Origin of the sequence: Mycetohabitans sp. B2, from assembly GCF_021733735.1 — a bacterium.
Classification (GTDB): Bacteria; Pseudomonadota; Gammaproteobacteria; order Burkholderiales; family Burkholderiaceae; genus Mycetohabitans; species Mycetohabitans rhizoxinica.
Genome location: NZ_JAHKSP010000048.1, coordinates 139,275 through 152,234, shown reverse-complemented (window position 1 = coordinate 152,234; position 12,960 = coordinate 139,275). Strand labels below are relative to the sequence as shown.

13 protein-coding genes and 2 pseudogenes are annotated in these 12,960 nt (G+C 60.3%); 12 read left to right on the top strand and 3 right to left on the bottom strand.

The annotated features are described in order from the left end of the window. Window positions 1–22: 22 nt before the first annotated feature. The 5 genes and pseudogenes from KPG66_RS11620 (at window position 23) to KPG66_RS11600 (ending at window position 4,808) form a co-directional block, all read left to right on the top strand. Window positions 23–544 carry a DUF2244 domain-containing protein gene (locus KPG66_RS11620; RefSeq protein WP_049786419.1) on the top strand — a complete coding sequence of 174 codons (522 nt, stop codon included), beginning with the start codon at window positions 23–25 and terminating at the stop codon, window positions 542–544. Further along, window positions 538–1,746 (top strand): annotated as a pseudogene (coxB, locus tag KPG66_RS11615) (cytochrome c oxidase subunit II); the annotation flags it as partial. The gene KPG66_RS11620 and the pseudogene coxB, both read left to right, overlap by 7 nt. A gap of 60 nt (window positions 1,747–1,806) precedes the next feature. After that, complete coding sequence (gene ctaD / locus KPG66_RS11610; protein WP_013436397.1) at window positions 1,807–3,417, top strand: cytochrome c oxidase subunit I; 1,611 nt, start codon at window positions 1,807–1,809, stop codon at window positions 3,415–3,417. Between the two features lie 224 nt (window positions 3,418–3,641). Further along, window positions 3,642–3,863 (top strand): DUF2970 domain-containing protein, encoded by a 222-nt coding sequence (locus KPG66_RS11605; protein ID WP_237070951.1) that lies wholly within the window; start codon window positions 3,642–3,644, stop codon window positions 3,861–3,863. Window positions 3,864–3,950: 87 nt separating this feature from the next. Then, the gene (locus tag KPG66_RS11600) at window positions 3,951–4,808 is read left to right on the top strand and encodes a cytochrome c oxidase subunit 3 (RefSeq protein WP_013436394.1); all 858 of its coding nucleotides are present in this window, start codon (window positions 3,951–3,953) and stop codon (window positions 4,806–4,808) included. A 68-nt stretch (window positions 4,809–4,876) separates the two neighbouring features. Here KPG66_RS11600 and KPG66_RS11595 read toward each other — a convergent pair whose 3' ends face one another. Further along, window positions 4,877–5,086: a twin transmembrane helix small protein gene (locus tag KPG66_RS11595; RefSeq protein WP_041753876.1), complete on the bottom strand. Its 210-nt coding sequence runs from the start codon at window positions 5,084–5,086 to the stop codon at window positions 4,877–4,879. A gap of 72 nt (window positions 5,087–5,158) precedes the next feature. On the opposite strand from KPG66_RS11595, the gene KPG66_RS11590 reads away from it, so the two are divergent. The 7 genes and pseudogenes from KPG66_RS11590 to KPG66_RS11560 form a co-directional block, all read left to right on the top strand. Further along, window positions 5,159–5,872, top strand: a complete 714-nt coding sequence (locus tag KPG66_RS11590; protein WP_237071026.1) for an SURF1 family protein — start codon at window positions 5,159–5,161, stop codon at window positions 5,870–5,872. A 206-nt stretch (window positions 5,873–6,078) separates the two neighbouring features. Next, window positions 6,079–6,696, top strand: a complete 618-nt coding sequence (locus tag KPG66_RS11585) for an SCO family protein (protein ID WP_041753875.1) — start codon at window positions 6,079–6,081, stop codon at window positions 6,694–6,696. A 41-nt stretch (window positions 6,697–6,737) separates the two neighbouring features. Further along, the gene (locus tag KPG66_RS11580; RefSeq protein ID WP_013436390.1) at window positions 6,738–7,847 is read left to right on the top strand and encodes a COX15/CtaA family protein; all 1,110 of its coding nucleotides are present in this window, start codon (window positions 6,738–6,740) and stop codon (window positions 7,845–7,847) included. A 7-nt stretch (window positions 7,848–7,854) separates the two neighbouring features. Then, window positions 7,855–8,760 carry a heme o synthase gene (gene cyoE / locus KPG66_RS11575; RefSeq protein ID WP_041753874.1) on the top strand — a complete coding sequence of 302 codons (906 nt, stop codon included), beginning with the start codon at window positions 7,855–7,857 and terminating at the stop codon, window positions 8,758–8,760. After that, on the top strand, window positions 8,760–9,428 hold the full coding sequence (locus tag KPG66_RS11570) for an SCO family protein (protein WP_083813522.1): 669 nt from the start codon (window positions 8,760–8,762) through the stop codon (window positions 9,426–9,428). Before cyoE ends, KPG66_RS11570 begins: the two co-directional genes overlap by 1 nt. Window positions 9,429–9,556: 128 nt before the next feature. Continuing rightward, window positions 9,557–10,360 carry a MetQ/NlpA family ABC transporter substrate-binding protein gene (locus KPG66_RS11565; protein WP_237070950.1) on the top strand — a complete coding sequence of 268 codons (804 nt, stop codon included), beginning with the start codon at window positions 9,557–9,559 and terminating at the stop codon, window positions 10,358–10,360. A 323-nt stretch (window positions 10,361–10,683) separates the two neighbouring features. Next, window positions 10,684–11,172, top strand: a pseudogene (locus tag KPG66_RS11560) (N-acetylglucosamine-6-phosphate deacetylase); the annotation flags it as partial. Window positions 11,173–11,622: 450 nt separating this feature from the next. Here the strand turns inward: KPG66_RS11560 and cydX are convergent. Together cydX and cydB are read right to left on the bottom strand one after the other, a co-directional pair. Next, window positions 11,623–11,745 carry a cytochrome bd-I oxidase subunit CydX gene (gene cydX, locus KPG66_RS11555; RefSeq protein ID WP_083813475.1) on the bottom strand — a complete coding sequence of 41 codons (123 nt, stop codon included), beginning with the start codon at window positions 11,743–11,745 and terminating at the stop codon, window positions 11,623–11,625. A gap of 40 nt (window positions 11,746–11,785) precedes the next feature. Continuing rightward, window positions 11,786–12,925, bottom strand: a complete 1,140-nt coding sequence (cydB, locus tag KPG66_RS11550) for a cytochrome d ubiquinol oxidase subunit II (RefSeq protein WP_237070949.1) — start codon at window positions 12,923–12,925, stop codon at window positions 11,786–11,788. Between the last annotated feature and the right edge of the window lie 35 nt (window positions 12,926–12,960).

Below are 12,960 nucleotides of genomic sequence, written 5' to 3'. Positions count from 1 at the left end.
GCACGTAGCACGAGGAGCGGCGATGGAGGCAATGACATGGCCAACCGATTCCGGTCCGGTGTTGAAGGACTGGATGCAGCGGCGCAACTGTTCGGCGTCTCCGCGTCAGTTCGTTTGCTTCTACTTGTTGCTCGTGCTGGTATCCTGCTCGATTGGACTGGCCGTCGCGCTCAGCGGCGCGTGGCTGGTGCTGCCTTTTACGGGCATCGAACTCCTCGCGGTAGGTGTCGCGTTCATCATTTACGCGCGCCATGCGGTCGATTACGAATACATCCGTCTGTGCCCGGACCATCTTTTGATCCGACGGGTGAGCGCCGGCAGCGTCACGCAGTTCGAGTTCAATCCGTGCTGGGTTCGGATCGAGCCGGGACGCGAGCCGCGCCAATGCGTGACCGTGGCATCGGGTCGGGTGTCGGTATCGGTTGGGCGGCATCTTGCGTTCGAGCATCGCGCCGAGTTTGCACGCGAATTGCGCGCGTGGCTCAAGCAGTGCACGTCGTGCGGGCACCGGGGCAGCAGGGCGGAAGGCGAGTCTGAATGGTAATTTTGGGTAAGGAAGCTATGAAAACAATCAAGCGAGCCTTCGCGGGCATGCTTGCCGCGAGTACGTGGCTCGTCGCAGGCACGGCCCAGGCGATCAATGATGCGCCGGGTGGCCCGGCGGTCAATCAACTGAATTTCCAGCCGCCCGTCACCAAGATCGCCGAGGAGCTTTACGGCTTGCATACGATGATGCTGATCATCTGTGCGGTGATCTTTGTCGGCGTGTTTGGCGTGATGTGCTATTCGATCATCGTGCATCGCAAATCGAAAGGCTTCAAACCTGCTCACTTTCACGAAAGCACCACCGTCGAAATCATTTGGACCGTCGTGCCGTTCTTGATCGTCGTGTTGATGGCGCTGCCTGCGACGAAGGCGGTGGTCGCGATGAAAGACACCTCTAACGCGGACTTGACGGTCAAGGTCACCGGCTACCAATGGAAATGGGGCTATGACTATGTGAAGGGGCCGGGTGAGGGCATCAGCTTTTTATCGACGCTGACGACGCCACGCTCGATGATCAACGGCAAGGAGCCGATTTCCGATACCTATCTGCAGGAAGTCGATTATCCGCTCGTTGTGCCGGTGGGCCAGAAAATCCGGATCATCACGACTGCCGCAGATGTCGTGCACTCGTGGTACGTGCCTGCGTTCGGTGTCAAGCAAGACGCGATCCCCGGCTTTACACGCGAAACGTGGTTCAAGGCCGAAAAGGTCGGGACGTACCGGGGTTTCTGCACCGAGCTGTGTGGTAAAGAGCACGCGTATATGCCGGTCGTCGTCGAAGTCAAGAGCGCAGACGACTATGCGAAATGGGTCGCTGATGAGCAAAAGAAAATGAGCGCGTCGGCCAATGAGCCGAACAAAATGTACACGATGGATGAACTGAAGGAGCAAGGCGCAAAAGTGTATGCGGCCAACTGCGCGGTTTGCCATCAACCGAGCGGCAAGGGCACGGGGCCGTTCCCGGCGCTTGACGGCAGCGCGGTCGTCAAAGGCCCGATTGCCGGACACTTGGACCTCGTGCTGAACGGGAAGGGACAAATGCCGGCATGGGGCCCGACGTTAAGCGATGTTGAAATTGCGTCAGTCATCACGTTTGTGAGCAATACGTGGGACAACCATAACGGTGTGGTATTACAACCCCGACAGGTCGCAGACGCGCGCAACGGCAAGGTGCCTGCCGTCGCGGTAGTGGGCAACGGCGCCTGATGTCCCGCATGCAACCGTTGATTCGGCCCCGGAATTTGTTTTAGGAGAAGTGTTATGCCAACGATCGGACACGACGTCGCGGCAGGTCACGATCACGCACACGACCATGCGCACGATTATCCGCATGGCTGGCGGCGCTGGTTGTTCGCAACCAACCACAAGGACATCGGCACGCTGTACCTGATTTTCTCGTTCGTGATGTTTTTGTCGGGCGGGGTGATGGCGCTGCTGATCCGTGCGGAGTTGTTTGAACCCGGCCTGCAGATTATGCGGCCCGAGTTCTTCAACCAACTCACGACGATGCACGGGCTGATCATGGTGTTCGGCGCGATCATGCCGGCATTTGTTGGCTTTGCGAACTGGATGGTGCCGTTGCAAATCGGCGCGGCTGACATGGCGTTTGCGCGGATGAATAACTTCAGCTTCTGGCTGCTGCCGGTTGCCGCGGTACTGCTGGTCGGCTCGTTTTTCTCGCCGGGCGGCGCGACCGCCGCGGGCTGGACGTTGTATGCGCCGCTGTCAGTGCAAATGGGGCCGGGCATGGACCTGGGCATCTTTGCGGTGCACATCATGGGTGCGTCGTCGATCATGGGCGCGATCAACATCATCGTGACGATCTTGAACATGCGCGCGCCTGGCATGACGCTGATGAAAATGCCGATGTTCTGCTGGACCTGGCTGATCACCGCATTCTTGTTGATCGCGGTGATGCCGGTACTGGCCGGCGCGATCACGATGTTGTTGTTTGATCGGCATTTCGGCACGGCATTTTTCAATCCGGCCGGCGGCGGTGACCCGGTGCTATATCAGCATATCTTCTGGTTCTTCGGTCATCCGGAAGTCTATATCATGATTCTGCCGGCATTCGGGATCATCTCGCAGGTGGTACCGGCCTTCTCGCGCAAGCCACTGTTCGGCTATAGCTCGATGGTGTATGCAACGGCGTCGATTGCGATCCTGTCGTTCATGGTATGGGCGCACCACATGTTTGTGACCGGCATGCCGGTCACCGGGCAGCTCTTCTTCATGTACGCGACGATGCTCATTGCGGTGCCCACTGGCGTCAAAGTGTTCAACTGGGTCGCGACGATGTGGCGTGGCGCGCTCTCGTTTGAGACGCCGATGCTGTTCGCAATCGGCTTCATCTTCGTGTTCACGATGGGCGGCTTTACCGGATTGATCCTGTCGATGGCGCCGCTCGATGTTCCGCTTCATGGCACGTATTACGTGGTCGCGCACTTCCATTACGTACTTGTTGCCGGCTCACTGTTCGCGCTGTTTGCCGGATGGTATTACTGGTCGCCAAAGTGGACCGGCTGGATGTATAACGAGACACGTGGAAAGATCCATTTCTGGGCGTCGATGATCTTCTTCAACCTCACGTTTTTCCCGATGCATTTCCTCGGGCTGGCCGGTATGCCGCGCCGCTACGCTGACTATCCGGCTCAGTTCACCGATTTCAACCAAATTGCGACGATCGGTGCGTTTGGCTTTGGACTTGCACAGGTGTACTTCCTGTTGGCGGTTGCGTTGCCTACGTACCGTGGTCATGGCGAACACGTGAAAGCGGACGACAAACCATGGGATGGTGCAACGGGGCTTGAGTGGACAGTGCCGAGTCCGGCGCCATTCCATACGTTCGAAATGCCGCCGACGGTCAAATGAGCACCGGACGGTAATCGAGGCTAGCGTGCTGTTATTGTGATAGGAGGCCCTGGCGTGCGCCAGGGCCGTCAAATGATGCGAACGGATTTACAAAAAAGACGAACACCAGCCCAGCAACGTGCGGCCAACTTTCGGTTGCTGGCTATTTTGATCGCAATTGTTGCCGTCTTCTTTGTGAGTGTCGTGCTCAAGCATCTAATCCCATGAAAGACGGGAGGACGGTCATGCTTGATCGGCCCAAGCATTTGAGTGCCGTCGCGAGTGTTATCCGATCGATGCGGGCGGTGCTATGGTCGTTTTTTGGTGTACGCAAGGGCAAGGAGCATGAACGCGATTTCGCGAGCCTGAACCCGCTGCATGTGATTATTGCAGGCTTCGTTTGCGCTGCGGTGTTCATCGGGATCTTGCTGGTGGTCGTTCACTTCGTGACACAGCCGAGCATTTAATCGCGCCAGCCGGTGTCGGTTGTAGATGATTGCGGACAAGACAGGGCCTGCATCAAGAAAGAACTGGACTGAAGTGGAGAATCAATCATGAGCGGACAAAACGAGAGCCCGTATTACTTCATACCGAATCCGTCGCAGCATCCGATAGCTGCGGCGATGGGCTTGTTGGCCATGCTCGGCTCGCTCGCCGGCTGGATTAACGGTGTGCCGTTCGCGTCACTGACGTTTGCACTCGGTCTCGCTTGGTTGTTATTTGTGTTGTGGCACTGGTTCGGCGACTCGATCGGCGAGTCCGAGACTGGCATGTATGGCAAGCGCGTCGACACGTCGTATCGGTGGAGCATGAGCTGGTTCATCTTTTCCGAAGTAATGTTCTTTGGCGCATTCTTTGGTGCGTTGTTTTATGCCCGGCAGTTCGCGCTGCAAGACCTCGGTAACCTGGATGCGAAGTTGATATGGCCTGATTTTTCGGCGGTGTGGCCGAACAATGGTCCGTCCAACCTGGTGGCGCACTTTAAGTCGATGCAGCCGTGGCCCATTCCAACGATCAATACTGCGTTGCTGCTGACGTCCGGCGCGACGTTGACGGTCGCGCATCATGCGTTGCGCGACGATCATCGGAACAAGGCAATCGTGTGGCTGGCCGCGACGGTGCTGCTCGGTGTGATCTTCTTGTTCATGCAAGGCTATGAGTATTTTCACGCGTACAACGAGTTGAACCTGAAGTTGACCTCTGGCGTCTACGGCTCGACGTTTTTTCTGCTGACCGGGTTTCACGGTTTTCACGTGACGATGGGCGCGTTGATGTTGGCCGTTGTGTTGGTACGACTGATCCGCGGACACTTCAAACCCGATCATCATTTCGCGTTTGAAGGCGCCGCGTGGTACTGGCACTTCGTTGATGTCGTTTGGCTCGGACTGTATGTGGTGGTCTACTGGATGTAGTGGCTACTGCGACAAAACGCCGCCCTCAGCGAGGGCGGCGTTTTGCTTTGTGCGGGACATGACAAAATTTAGCGTCCGTATGGAATGCCAGTGGCCTGTATCCAGCCCATCCAATGCGCGAAAAGGATGAACAGAAATAACGCGATGGATAGACCGACGCGGGTGACGAGCGACCATACCATCCGCTTGGTCTTGCCGCGATCGTGCATCATAAAGTATAGGGCTGACGCCATGCTGGCGATGATTAGCGCGAACGCGATGGCAACGAGGATATGCATGAAGAAGGCCGGAAAAGACTGTTCCACTATTATCTCACCACGTTCCGTGTCCGGCGGAGCTGAGCCCGCATGCTGAAAATTCGCTTTTGGCCCGCGTTGGCTGTGCTGATCGTTGTCGCGGTCACGGTGCGACTCGGTTTCTGGCAGCGCGACCGCGCGCACCAGAAAGAGGCGCTGCAGGCGCGTATCGAGCGGTTCGAGCATGCGAGCCCGATACCGCTAAACGCTCGCACAGCCCTGGCGGATGTCGAGTTCCACCGCGTCGTGGCGCGCGGCCGGTTCGTACCGGACTCGACGGTCTATCTGGACAATCGGTTGCATAACGACCAGCCTGGTTTCTACGTCGTTACGCCGTTGAAGCTGGAGGCAGGCGGCTACGTGCTGGTCAATCGGGGTTGGCTGCCTCGCAACGCGCAGCAGCGTAGTGTGATCGCGCCCTATCGCACGCCGTCCGGCGTTGTGACGATCGAAGGCGTCGCTCGGGCAGACGCGTCGCGCGCGTTTGAGCTTGGACAAGGTGGGGCGACGCCGCACCAGTCGATCCGCCAAAACCTGGATGTGGCATCGTACGCAGCGGAGACTGGTTTGCCGCTGGAGCCATTCGTGCTGCAACAGACCAACGACACGGCGGACGGGCTGGTGCGTGACTGGCCGGCGCCGAATACCGGCGTCGAGCGCAACTACGGCTATATGGTGCAGTGGTGGGGTATGGCGTTGGCGGCGCTTGTCTTCGGGCTCTATGCGGCGCGGCGCGCCGCTCGGGGCGGCAACGACGCCCAGGCTTGATCCCACGTTAGCGCGTATTGTGCATGCGTATGTATGTACGTATGTATGTATGTATGTGTGTGTGCGTGACTGTGGTGGTGGCACATGCAACGCATAGTCGCGTGCCAACCGATGTCGTGAATGAAGTGTGAAGGAGTGTAGCGTTGACGGATTCTTCTCGATCGAAACCCGATCTCGACGTACCGGGTACGCGCCATGCCGGCCCGATGGCCACTGGCGTGCCCGCATCCCGCCGCGTCAGACAGCGCGCGCGGTGGATGCTGCTGCTGCTGGCCGCGGTTTGTGCCGCGCCCGTCATCGCGTCGTACTTGATGTACTACGTGTTCAAGCCCACTGGCGGCTCGGTTAGCTACGGCCAATTGATCCAGCCGCAGCGGCCGATTCCGGACAATCTCGTCGTGCGCGACGAAACCGGTCATCCGATGCGGCTCGATTCGCTGAAAGGTCAGTGGCTGTTGATTTCAGTCGATCCGAGCGCTTGCGATGACGCCTGTGCGAAGAAGCTGTACTTCATGCGGCAGGTGCGCGCGACGCAGGGCGCTGAACGTGAGCGAGTACTGACTGTATGGCTGCGGACCGACGACGGCGCGATACCGGAGCGTGTCGCCAACGCGTATCCAGACACGCGCAAGCTCATCGTGCCGCCGGCGCAGGTCGCCGCGTGGTTGCCGCCCGATCCGGATTTGGCCAGTGATTCGATCGCTTCACACCTTTACTTGGTCGACCCGAACGGGAACTTGATGATGCGCTTTCCGCATGATCCGGATCCGTCGCGAATCAAGCATGACCTGACCAAACTGCTCAAATGGTCGAGAATCGGTTAAACGGGCGGACCACCTTTCCATGAAGTCCATACAGAATTGCCATGTTTGTCGTTGAACTTGCGCTCATCGGCGCGGCGCTCGCGCTGTTGCCTCTGGGCTGGATCCTGTGGCGGGTGCGCTCGGACCGCTATCGCAAGCTTGCCTGGCTAACGATGTTCTTGACGCTGGATCTGGTGATGTTCGGCGCCTTTACGCGCTTGACCGACTCGGGCCTGGGCTGTCCGGATTGGCCTGGCTGCTATGCAAGTTCGTCGCCGTTTGCCGCGCATGCGTCGATCGCTGCCGCCTATGCGGCGATGCCGAGCGGACCGGTTAGCGTGATGAAGGCCTGGATTGAGATGATCCACCGCTATTTTGCGATGGCCATCGGGCTGTTGATCGTGCTAATGACCGGGATCGCATGGATTCGGCGCTGGCGTGGCCAGCCTTTGCCGGCTTCGCCGTGGTGGCCGACCGCATTGCTGGCGTTGGTGCTGGTGCAGGGGGCATTCGGCGCGTGGACCGTGACGTTGAAGCTGCAGCCGGTAATCGTGACCATGCACTTGCTGCTTGGCCTTGGGCTGCTGGCGGCGCTCGGCTTGTTCGCTGCGCGCATGACGCCGGCACCACAGCGGGAGCCGGCTACCGGCCGCGGTTTTGCGGCCGCGCTTATCGCGCTTGTGCTGGTGATCGTGCAGATTGCGCTCGGTGGCTGGGTGAGCACAAATTACGCCGTGCTCGCGTGCACCGACTTTCCGACCTGTAACGGACAATGGGTGCCGCCAATGGACTTCGCACAGGGATTTCACTTGTGGCGGGCCCTCGGCCTGAATGCCAATGGCGAGGTGATTACGCAGGACGCACTCGTGGCGATTCACTGGACGCATCGCACATTCGCGATGGTCGTGCTTGCCTATCTGCTCGGATGGGCGTGGCGCATACGGCGCTTGAAGGGACTGACACGGCTTGCCGACGGCGTGCTGGCGGTCGTCGTGCTGCAGTTCTTGACCGGCTTGTCCACCATTGTGCTGCAATGGCCGCTGCCCGTTGCCGTCGCGCACAACGGCGGCGCGGCGATCCTGCTGTTGCTCGTTGTCATGTTAAACTGGCGCATTGCCTCCAGCCGCACCGTTGTCGCCTCGTCGGCGTCATCGAGCGCTGTCACCGCGTGATTCACGAATGGACAGTACCACGCTTCGTCCCTTGTCCGGCAGCCGCATCGCACAGTATTTTGCGTTGACCAAGCCGCGTGTCACCCAACTCGCCGTGTTCTGCGCGGTGATCGGCATGTTTTTGTCCACGCCCGGCATGGTGCCGTGGCAGAAGCTGGTCGGCGGCACGATTGGCATCTGGCTGTTCGCTGGCGCGGCGTTCGCAATCAATTGCCTGGTCGAGCAACGTATCGACGCGAGGATGCGGCGTACCGCATGGCGCCCCTCGGCACGCGGCGAGATCACGCCGGCACAAATCCTGACCTTTTCCGCGGTGCTGGGTGGGTTGGGCATGTGGACGCTATATACGTTCACGAACGCGTTGACGATGTGGCTGACGTTCGCGACGTTCATCGGCTACGCGGTTATCTATACGATGCTGCTAAAGCCCGCCACGCCGCAGAACATCGTGATTGGTGGCGCCTCGGGCGCGATGCCGCCCGCGTTGGGTTGGGCGGCGGTGCAGGGCGCGGTGCCGGGTGACGCATGGATCCTCGTGCTGATCATCTTCGTCTGGACGCCGCCGCATTTCTGGGCGCTAGCGTTGTATCGTCGCCAGGACTACGAGAGCGCGAAGTTGCCGATGCTGCCCGTCACCCATGGCGTGCGCTTCACCGCGCTGCATATCCTGTTGTACACGCTCGTGCTGTTCGCCGTCACGCTGATGCCGTTCGTCTCCGATATGAGCGGGGTGCTGTACCTCGCCAGCGCGGTCGTGCTCGGCGTATTGTTCCTGAGCTACGTGTGGAAAATGTATCGCGACTATTCGGACGAGATCGCGCGTAAGACATTTCGTTATTCGATTGTCTATTTGTCGCTGTTGTTCGTCGCGTTGCTGATTGACCACTACGTGCGCAGTTGGATCGGTTTCTGATGTCGGCGCGCGCTTTTTTCCATCTGGCGGTGGCCCGGGCGGTATCCGGTCCACGCGAAGCGGCTCGCGCGAGCCATGGTGGGTTGCGGCGCGCGGTGGCCGCGGTCGTGGCCGGCACGGCGCTCGCCTTGGGTGGCTGCGGCGACAAGCCGGCGTTCAAGAACGTCGACATCACCGGCGCGAGCCAGCTCGGCACCGACTTCGCGCTTGCTGATACCAACGGCCACGTCCGCACGCTGGCCGATTTCAAAGGTAAGGTGGTGGTGCTGTTCTTCGGCTACCTGCACTGCCCGGATGTGTGCCCGACGACGATGGCCGAACTTGCGCAAGCGATGCAGCAATTGGGCGACCAGGCAAAACGCGTGCAGGTGCTGTTCGTCACGCTCGACCCGCAGCGCGACAGTGCGCCGCTGCTCGCACAGTATGTCGCGGCGTTCCATCCGTCGTTCATCGGCCTGCGTCCTGCCAACGAGACGCAGTTGTTAAAGGTGACCAAGTCGTTTCGCGTGTACTCCGCGAAAGTGCCGGGCAAGGACGGTGCCGATTACACGGTGGACCACACTGCCGCGAGCTACGTGTTCGATCCTGCCGGCAAGCTGCGCCTGTACGCGCGAGATGGCCAAGGGCCCGGGCCGTGGGTGCACGATATCAAGCTGTTGCTCGACTAGGCTAGCTCCCCATCGGATGGTGCTTCGGTGATTTCTCCGTAAAAGCATAAGCGTATGCGTATTCGGTAGTTCACTTCATCGGTGTAGCCATGCGACCATCGCGTTCTCAAAATCGAGGGGAAGTATCCATGCTACGCAGAACACTACTGAAAACGCTGTCCATCATCGCGATGGCAGCTGCATTGTCGAACGTTGCGCGAGCCGATCCGGTGCTGCGCGTGGGCACGATGAGCGGCCCGGACGCGCAGATTTGGGCGCAGGTCGCGAAGGTGGCGGCGAAGCACGACTTGAAGATCAAGGTCATCGAATTCAATGACTACGTGCAGCTGAATGCCGCGCTCGATGCCGGCGACCTGGACGCGAACGGCTTCCAGCACCAGCCGTTCCTGGACAGCCAGGTCAAGCAGCGCGGCTACAAGATTGTGAACGTGGGCCTGACCTATGTGTCGCCGATGGGCTTCTACTCGAAGAAGTTCAAATCGTTGAAGGACCTGCCGGAAGGCGCCAAAGTGGGTATCCAGAATGATCCGTCCAACGGCAACCGCGCGCTGTTGCTGCTGCAGAAATACGGGATCATCAAGCTGAAGGCCGGCGCGGGCGTGGACGGCGTCAACGCGACGCCGCTGGATGTGATCGAGAATCCAAAGAAGATCAAGCTGGTCGAGTTAGATGCCGCGCAGATGCCGCGCTCGCTCGATGACTTGGCTGCTGCATCGATCAATAACAACTACGCAGTGAGCGCCGGCCTCTCGCCGATCAGAGATGCGATCGCGGTCGAAGACCTGAAGGGACCGTATGCGAACCTGATCGCCGTGCGCGTGCAGGACAAGGACAAGCCGTGGGTAAAGAAGCTGGTGGCCGCGTACGAGTCCGACGACATTCGCAAGTTCCTCGAGACCCAATTCAAGGGCGCGATCCTGCCCGCGTTCTAAGGCGCGACGCTTGCGGTGCGGTGTCCGGCGAGCGCGCGAAGTCTGCGGCCCGTTGCGCGATCAACGCGGCGACCCGTTGCACCATCGTGCCTATGCGTCTGCAGCGTCCCGTGCCGGTACACGATCCAGCCTAGATCGCTGGGTTGCGGGTCGCTTCATGTCACCTGCGCCGCGGCGCCCGGGCGGGCGCCAAGCAATGATTCGATCGTGCGCAGTGTTGTCGTAAGTTGCCGTGGCTCGCGACGCGAAAGCCTGTCCAGGATGCCGGAGATTTCCTGACGCGCGTGGATAATTCGTGCAGCACACGGGCTGCGGTCAACGAACACTTGTTCAATGCGATGTCGCCGATGCATCACCGCGATCCGGGCATGGTCGGGGCTGCACTGGCTCATGCTGCGTATGCAGAGATCATCCCCGATTTGCTGCATATGCATCCCGGTGCCATCCGAGCCGCGTTGCGCGCGATCCCGCGCTTGTACGTGGTGACCGATAGCACGTCGGCTGCTGGGATGCCGGACGGCGAGTATCATCTGGGCAGCCAGCGTGTCACGAAATGTCTAGGCGGCGTGCGGCTGGCCGACGGCACGCTGGCGGCCAGCACCTTGACAATGGACCAGGCGCTGCGCAATCTCGTCTCGATTGGTTTGCCGATCGCCGACGTGTCGGCACGTCTGTCGCGTCATGCGGCGGACTACTTAGGGTTGGTTGACCGGGGTCGCATCGAGCGGAGCGCATGGGCCGATCTGGTGGTGATCGATCGCGAACTGGCACTCGCTGCCACGTACGTCGAAGAAGAAGCCGTTGTCGATTAGGCTTAACGAGGCGTTGGCCTCGCCCGAATTCGTGGCCGCGCAACTGGCCCCCGGGACGCGTCCCGCACCGACGCGCAAGTCAAGTTGTACGCATTTGGTGGCTATGTGACGCTAGTGGGCGCGCATGCGGCGGATGTTCGCGCGCGGCATACTGGAGCCGATCGCGATGACCCGGCTGCGCGTGGTCGTGCGCGACCCTTTTGCCGTGACCGACAACGGCTCGCGAACCTGGACGTCGCATGGGTTGCCGTCGCACGTTCCACATCATATGCGGCAATGCGGCCGAGCGCTACGCGATGTACTGCCCGGAATGGGGCGCCGCGCGGTCTTTCTCCCGCTGCTGCCTACCGACAGCCCGCACGCCGACGCTGCATGCGGCGGCGATTTAGGCAAGGTCAAGGTTTGCGAGATCGGTGAAAACCGTCGGACGGCACCAGCCATTTCAGCGCGTTACTTCTCCGTGCTAGGCTTTGCAAGTCTTTGTGCGTCGCGATGCGACTCGAGCCACATCGCGTTGATAACACCGAACGCGAGTGCGACGCCAATACCTAATATCCAGCTGAAATACCACATGTTCTGCTCCGTCAGATCGGTCGATTGAAGTAGCGCCCGCTCAGTACATCGAGTGCGTGTTGCTTTGCACACCTTGTTCGGTGACCTTGCCGCGCATCACGCGATAGACCCAGCTGGTGTACAGCATGATCAGCGGCACGAACACGATCACCACGATTAGCATGATGCCCAGCGTGCGATGGCTCGACGTCGAGTCCCACAGCGTCAGGCTGCTGGCTGGGTCCAGCGACGATGGCATGATGAATGGGAACATCGAGAAGCCTGCGGTCAGGATCACGCTGGTCACCAGCAACCCCGTCATGATGAAGCACAGCCTAGTGAAGCGCGACGAAGCAAGCGCCAGTGCGAGCACGCCGGCCACGATGCCCAGCGCCGGCGCGAGCATCATCCATGGGTAGGCGATGTAGTTGGCCATCCACAGGCCGGGCGCGGCGGCCACGCGCTTGAGCAGCGGATTGGCCAGCGCGTCCAGCGGCGCCGCGTGGGTGATTTCGAAGCCGGTAATGCGGGTGGCCACGAAGATGCCGGCCATGATAAACAGCACGACCGTGATCAGCGACGCGATGCGCAACACGTGCGATGCACGGCGCGCGATTGCTCCCTCGGTCTTGATGCGCAGGAACGCGGCGCCGTGCGCGACCAGCATGCCGACGCTGACCGCGCCGCACAGCACTGCGAACGGGTTCAGCAGCGCGAAGAAGCCGCCATGGTAGCTCACGCGCAGCTCGTCGTCGAAGCGGAACGGCACGCCTTGCAGCAGGTTGCCAAACGCGACGCCGAACACCAGCGCCGGAATCGCGCTACCGGCGAACAACGCCCAGTCCCAGCTCGCCCGCCACCGCGGATCGTCGCGCTTGGCGCGGTACTCGAAGCCGACCGGTCGCATGAACAGCGCGAACAACACCAGCAGCATCGCGAAATAGAAGCCGGAAAAGGACGCGGCGTAGACCAGCGGCCACGCGGCGAACATTGCGCCGCCGGCCGTGATCAGCCATACCTGGTTGCCTTCCCAGGTGGGGCCAATCGCGTTGATGATGACGCGACGTTCGGTGTCGGTCTTGCCGATAAACGGCAGCAGTGCGCCGACTCCCATGTCGAAGCCATCAGTGAGCGCGAAGCCGAGCAGCAAGACGCCGATTAGCACCCACCAAATGACCTTTAAAGTTGGATAGTCAAACATAGTAATTTTGTCCAGTAACAAAGGCTTCGATCCAC

Bases quoted from the DNA above. Each gene is read 5' to 3' on its own strand.
- KPG66_RS11620 (WP_049786419.1), top strand. From the start codon at position 23: ATGGAGGCAATGACATGGCCAACCGATTCCGGTCCGGTGTTGAAGGAC.
- ctaD (WP_013436397.1), top strand. From the start codon at position 1,807: ATGCCAACGATCGGACACGACGTCGCGGCAGGTCACGATCACGCACAC.
- KPG66_RS11605 (WP_237070951.1), top strand. From the start codon at position 3,642: ATGCTTGATCGGCCCAAGCATTTGAGTGCCGTCGCGAGTGTTATCCGA.
- KPG66_RS11600 (WP_013436394.1), top strand. From the start codon at position 3,951: ATGAGCGGACAAAACGAGAGCCCGTATTACTTCATACCGAATCCGTCG.
- KPG66_RS11595 (WP_041753876.1), bottom strand. From the start codon at position 5,086: ATGCATATCCTCGTTGCCATCGCGTTCGCGCTAATCATCGCCAGCATG.
- KPG66_RS11585 (WP_041753875.1), top strand. From the start codon at position 6,079: ATGGCCACTGGCGTGCCCGCATCCCGCCGCGTCAGACAGCGCGCGCGG.
- KPG66_RS11580 (WP_013436390.1), top strand. From the start codon at position 6,738: ATGTTTGTCGTTGAACTTGCGCTCATCGGCGCGGCGCTCGCGCTGTTG.
- cyoE (WP_041753874.1), top strand. From the start codon at position 7,855: ATGGACAGTACCACGCTTCGTCCCTTGTCCGGCAGCCGCATCGCACAG.
- KPG66_RS11570 (WP_083813522.1), top strand. From the start codon at position 8,760: ATGTCGGCGCGCGCTTTTTTCCATCTGGCGGTGGCCCGGGCGGTATCC.
- KPG66_RS11565 (WP_237070950.1), top strand. From the start codon at position 9,557: ATGCTACGCAGAACACTACTGAAAACGCTGTCCATCATCGCGATGGCA.
- cydX (WP_083813475.1), bottom strand. From the start codon at position 11,745: ATGTGGTATTTCAGCTGGATATTAGGTATTGGCGTCGCACTCGCGTTC.
- cydB (WP_237070949.1), bottom strand. From the start codon at position 12,925: ATGTTTGACTATCCAACTTTAAAGGTCATTTGGTGGGTGCTAATCGGC.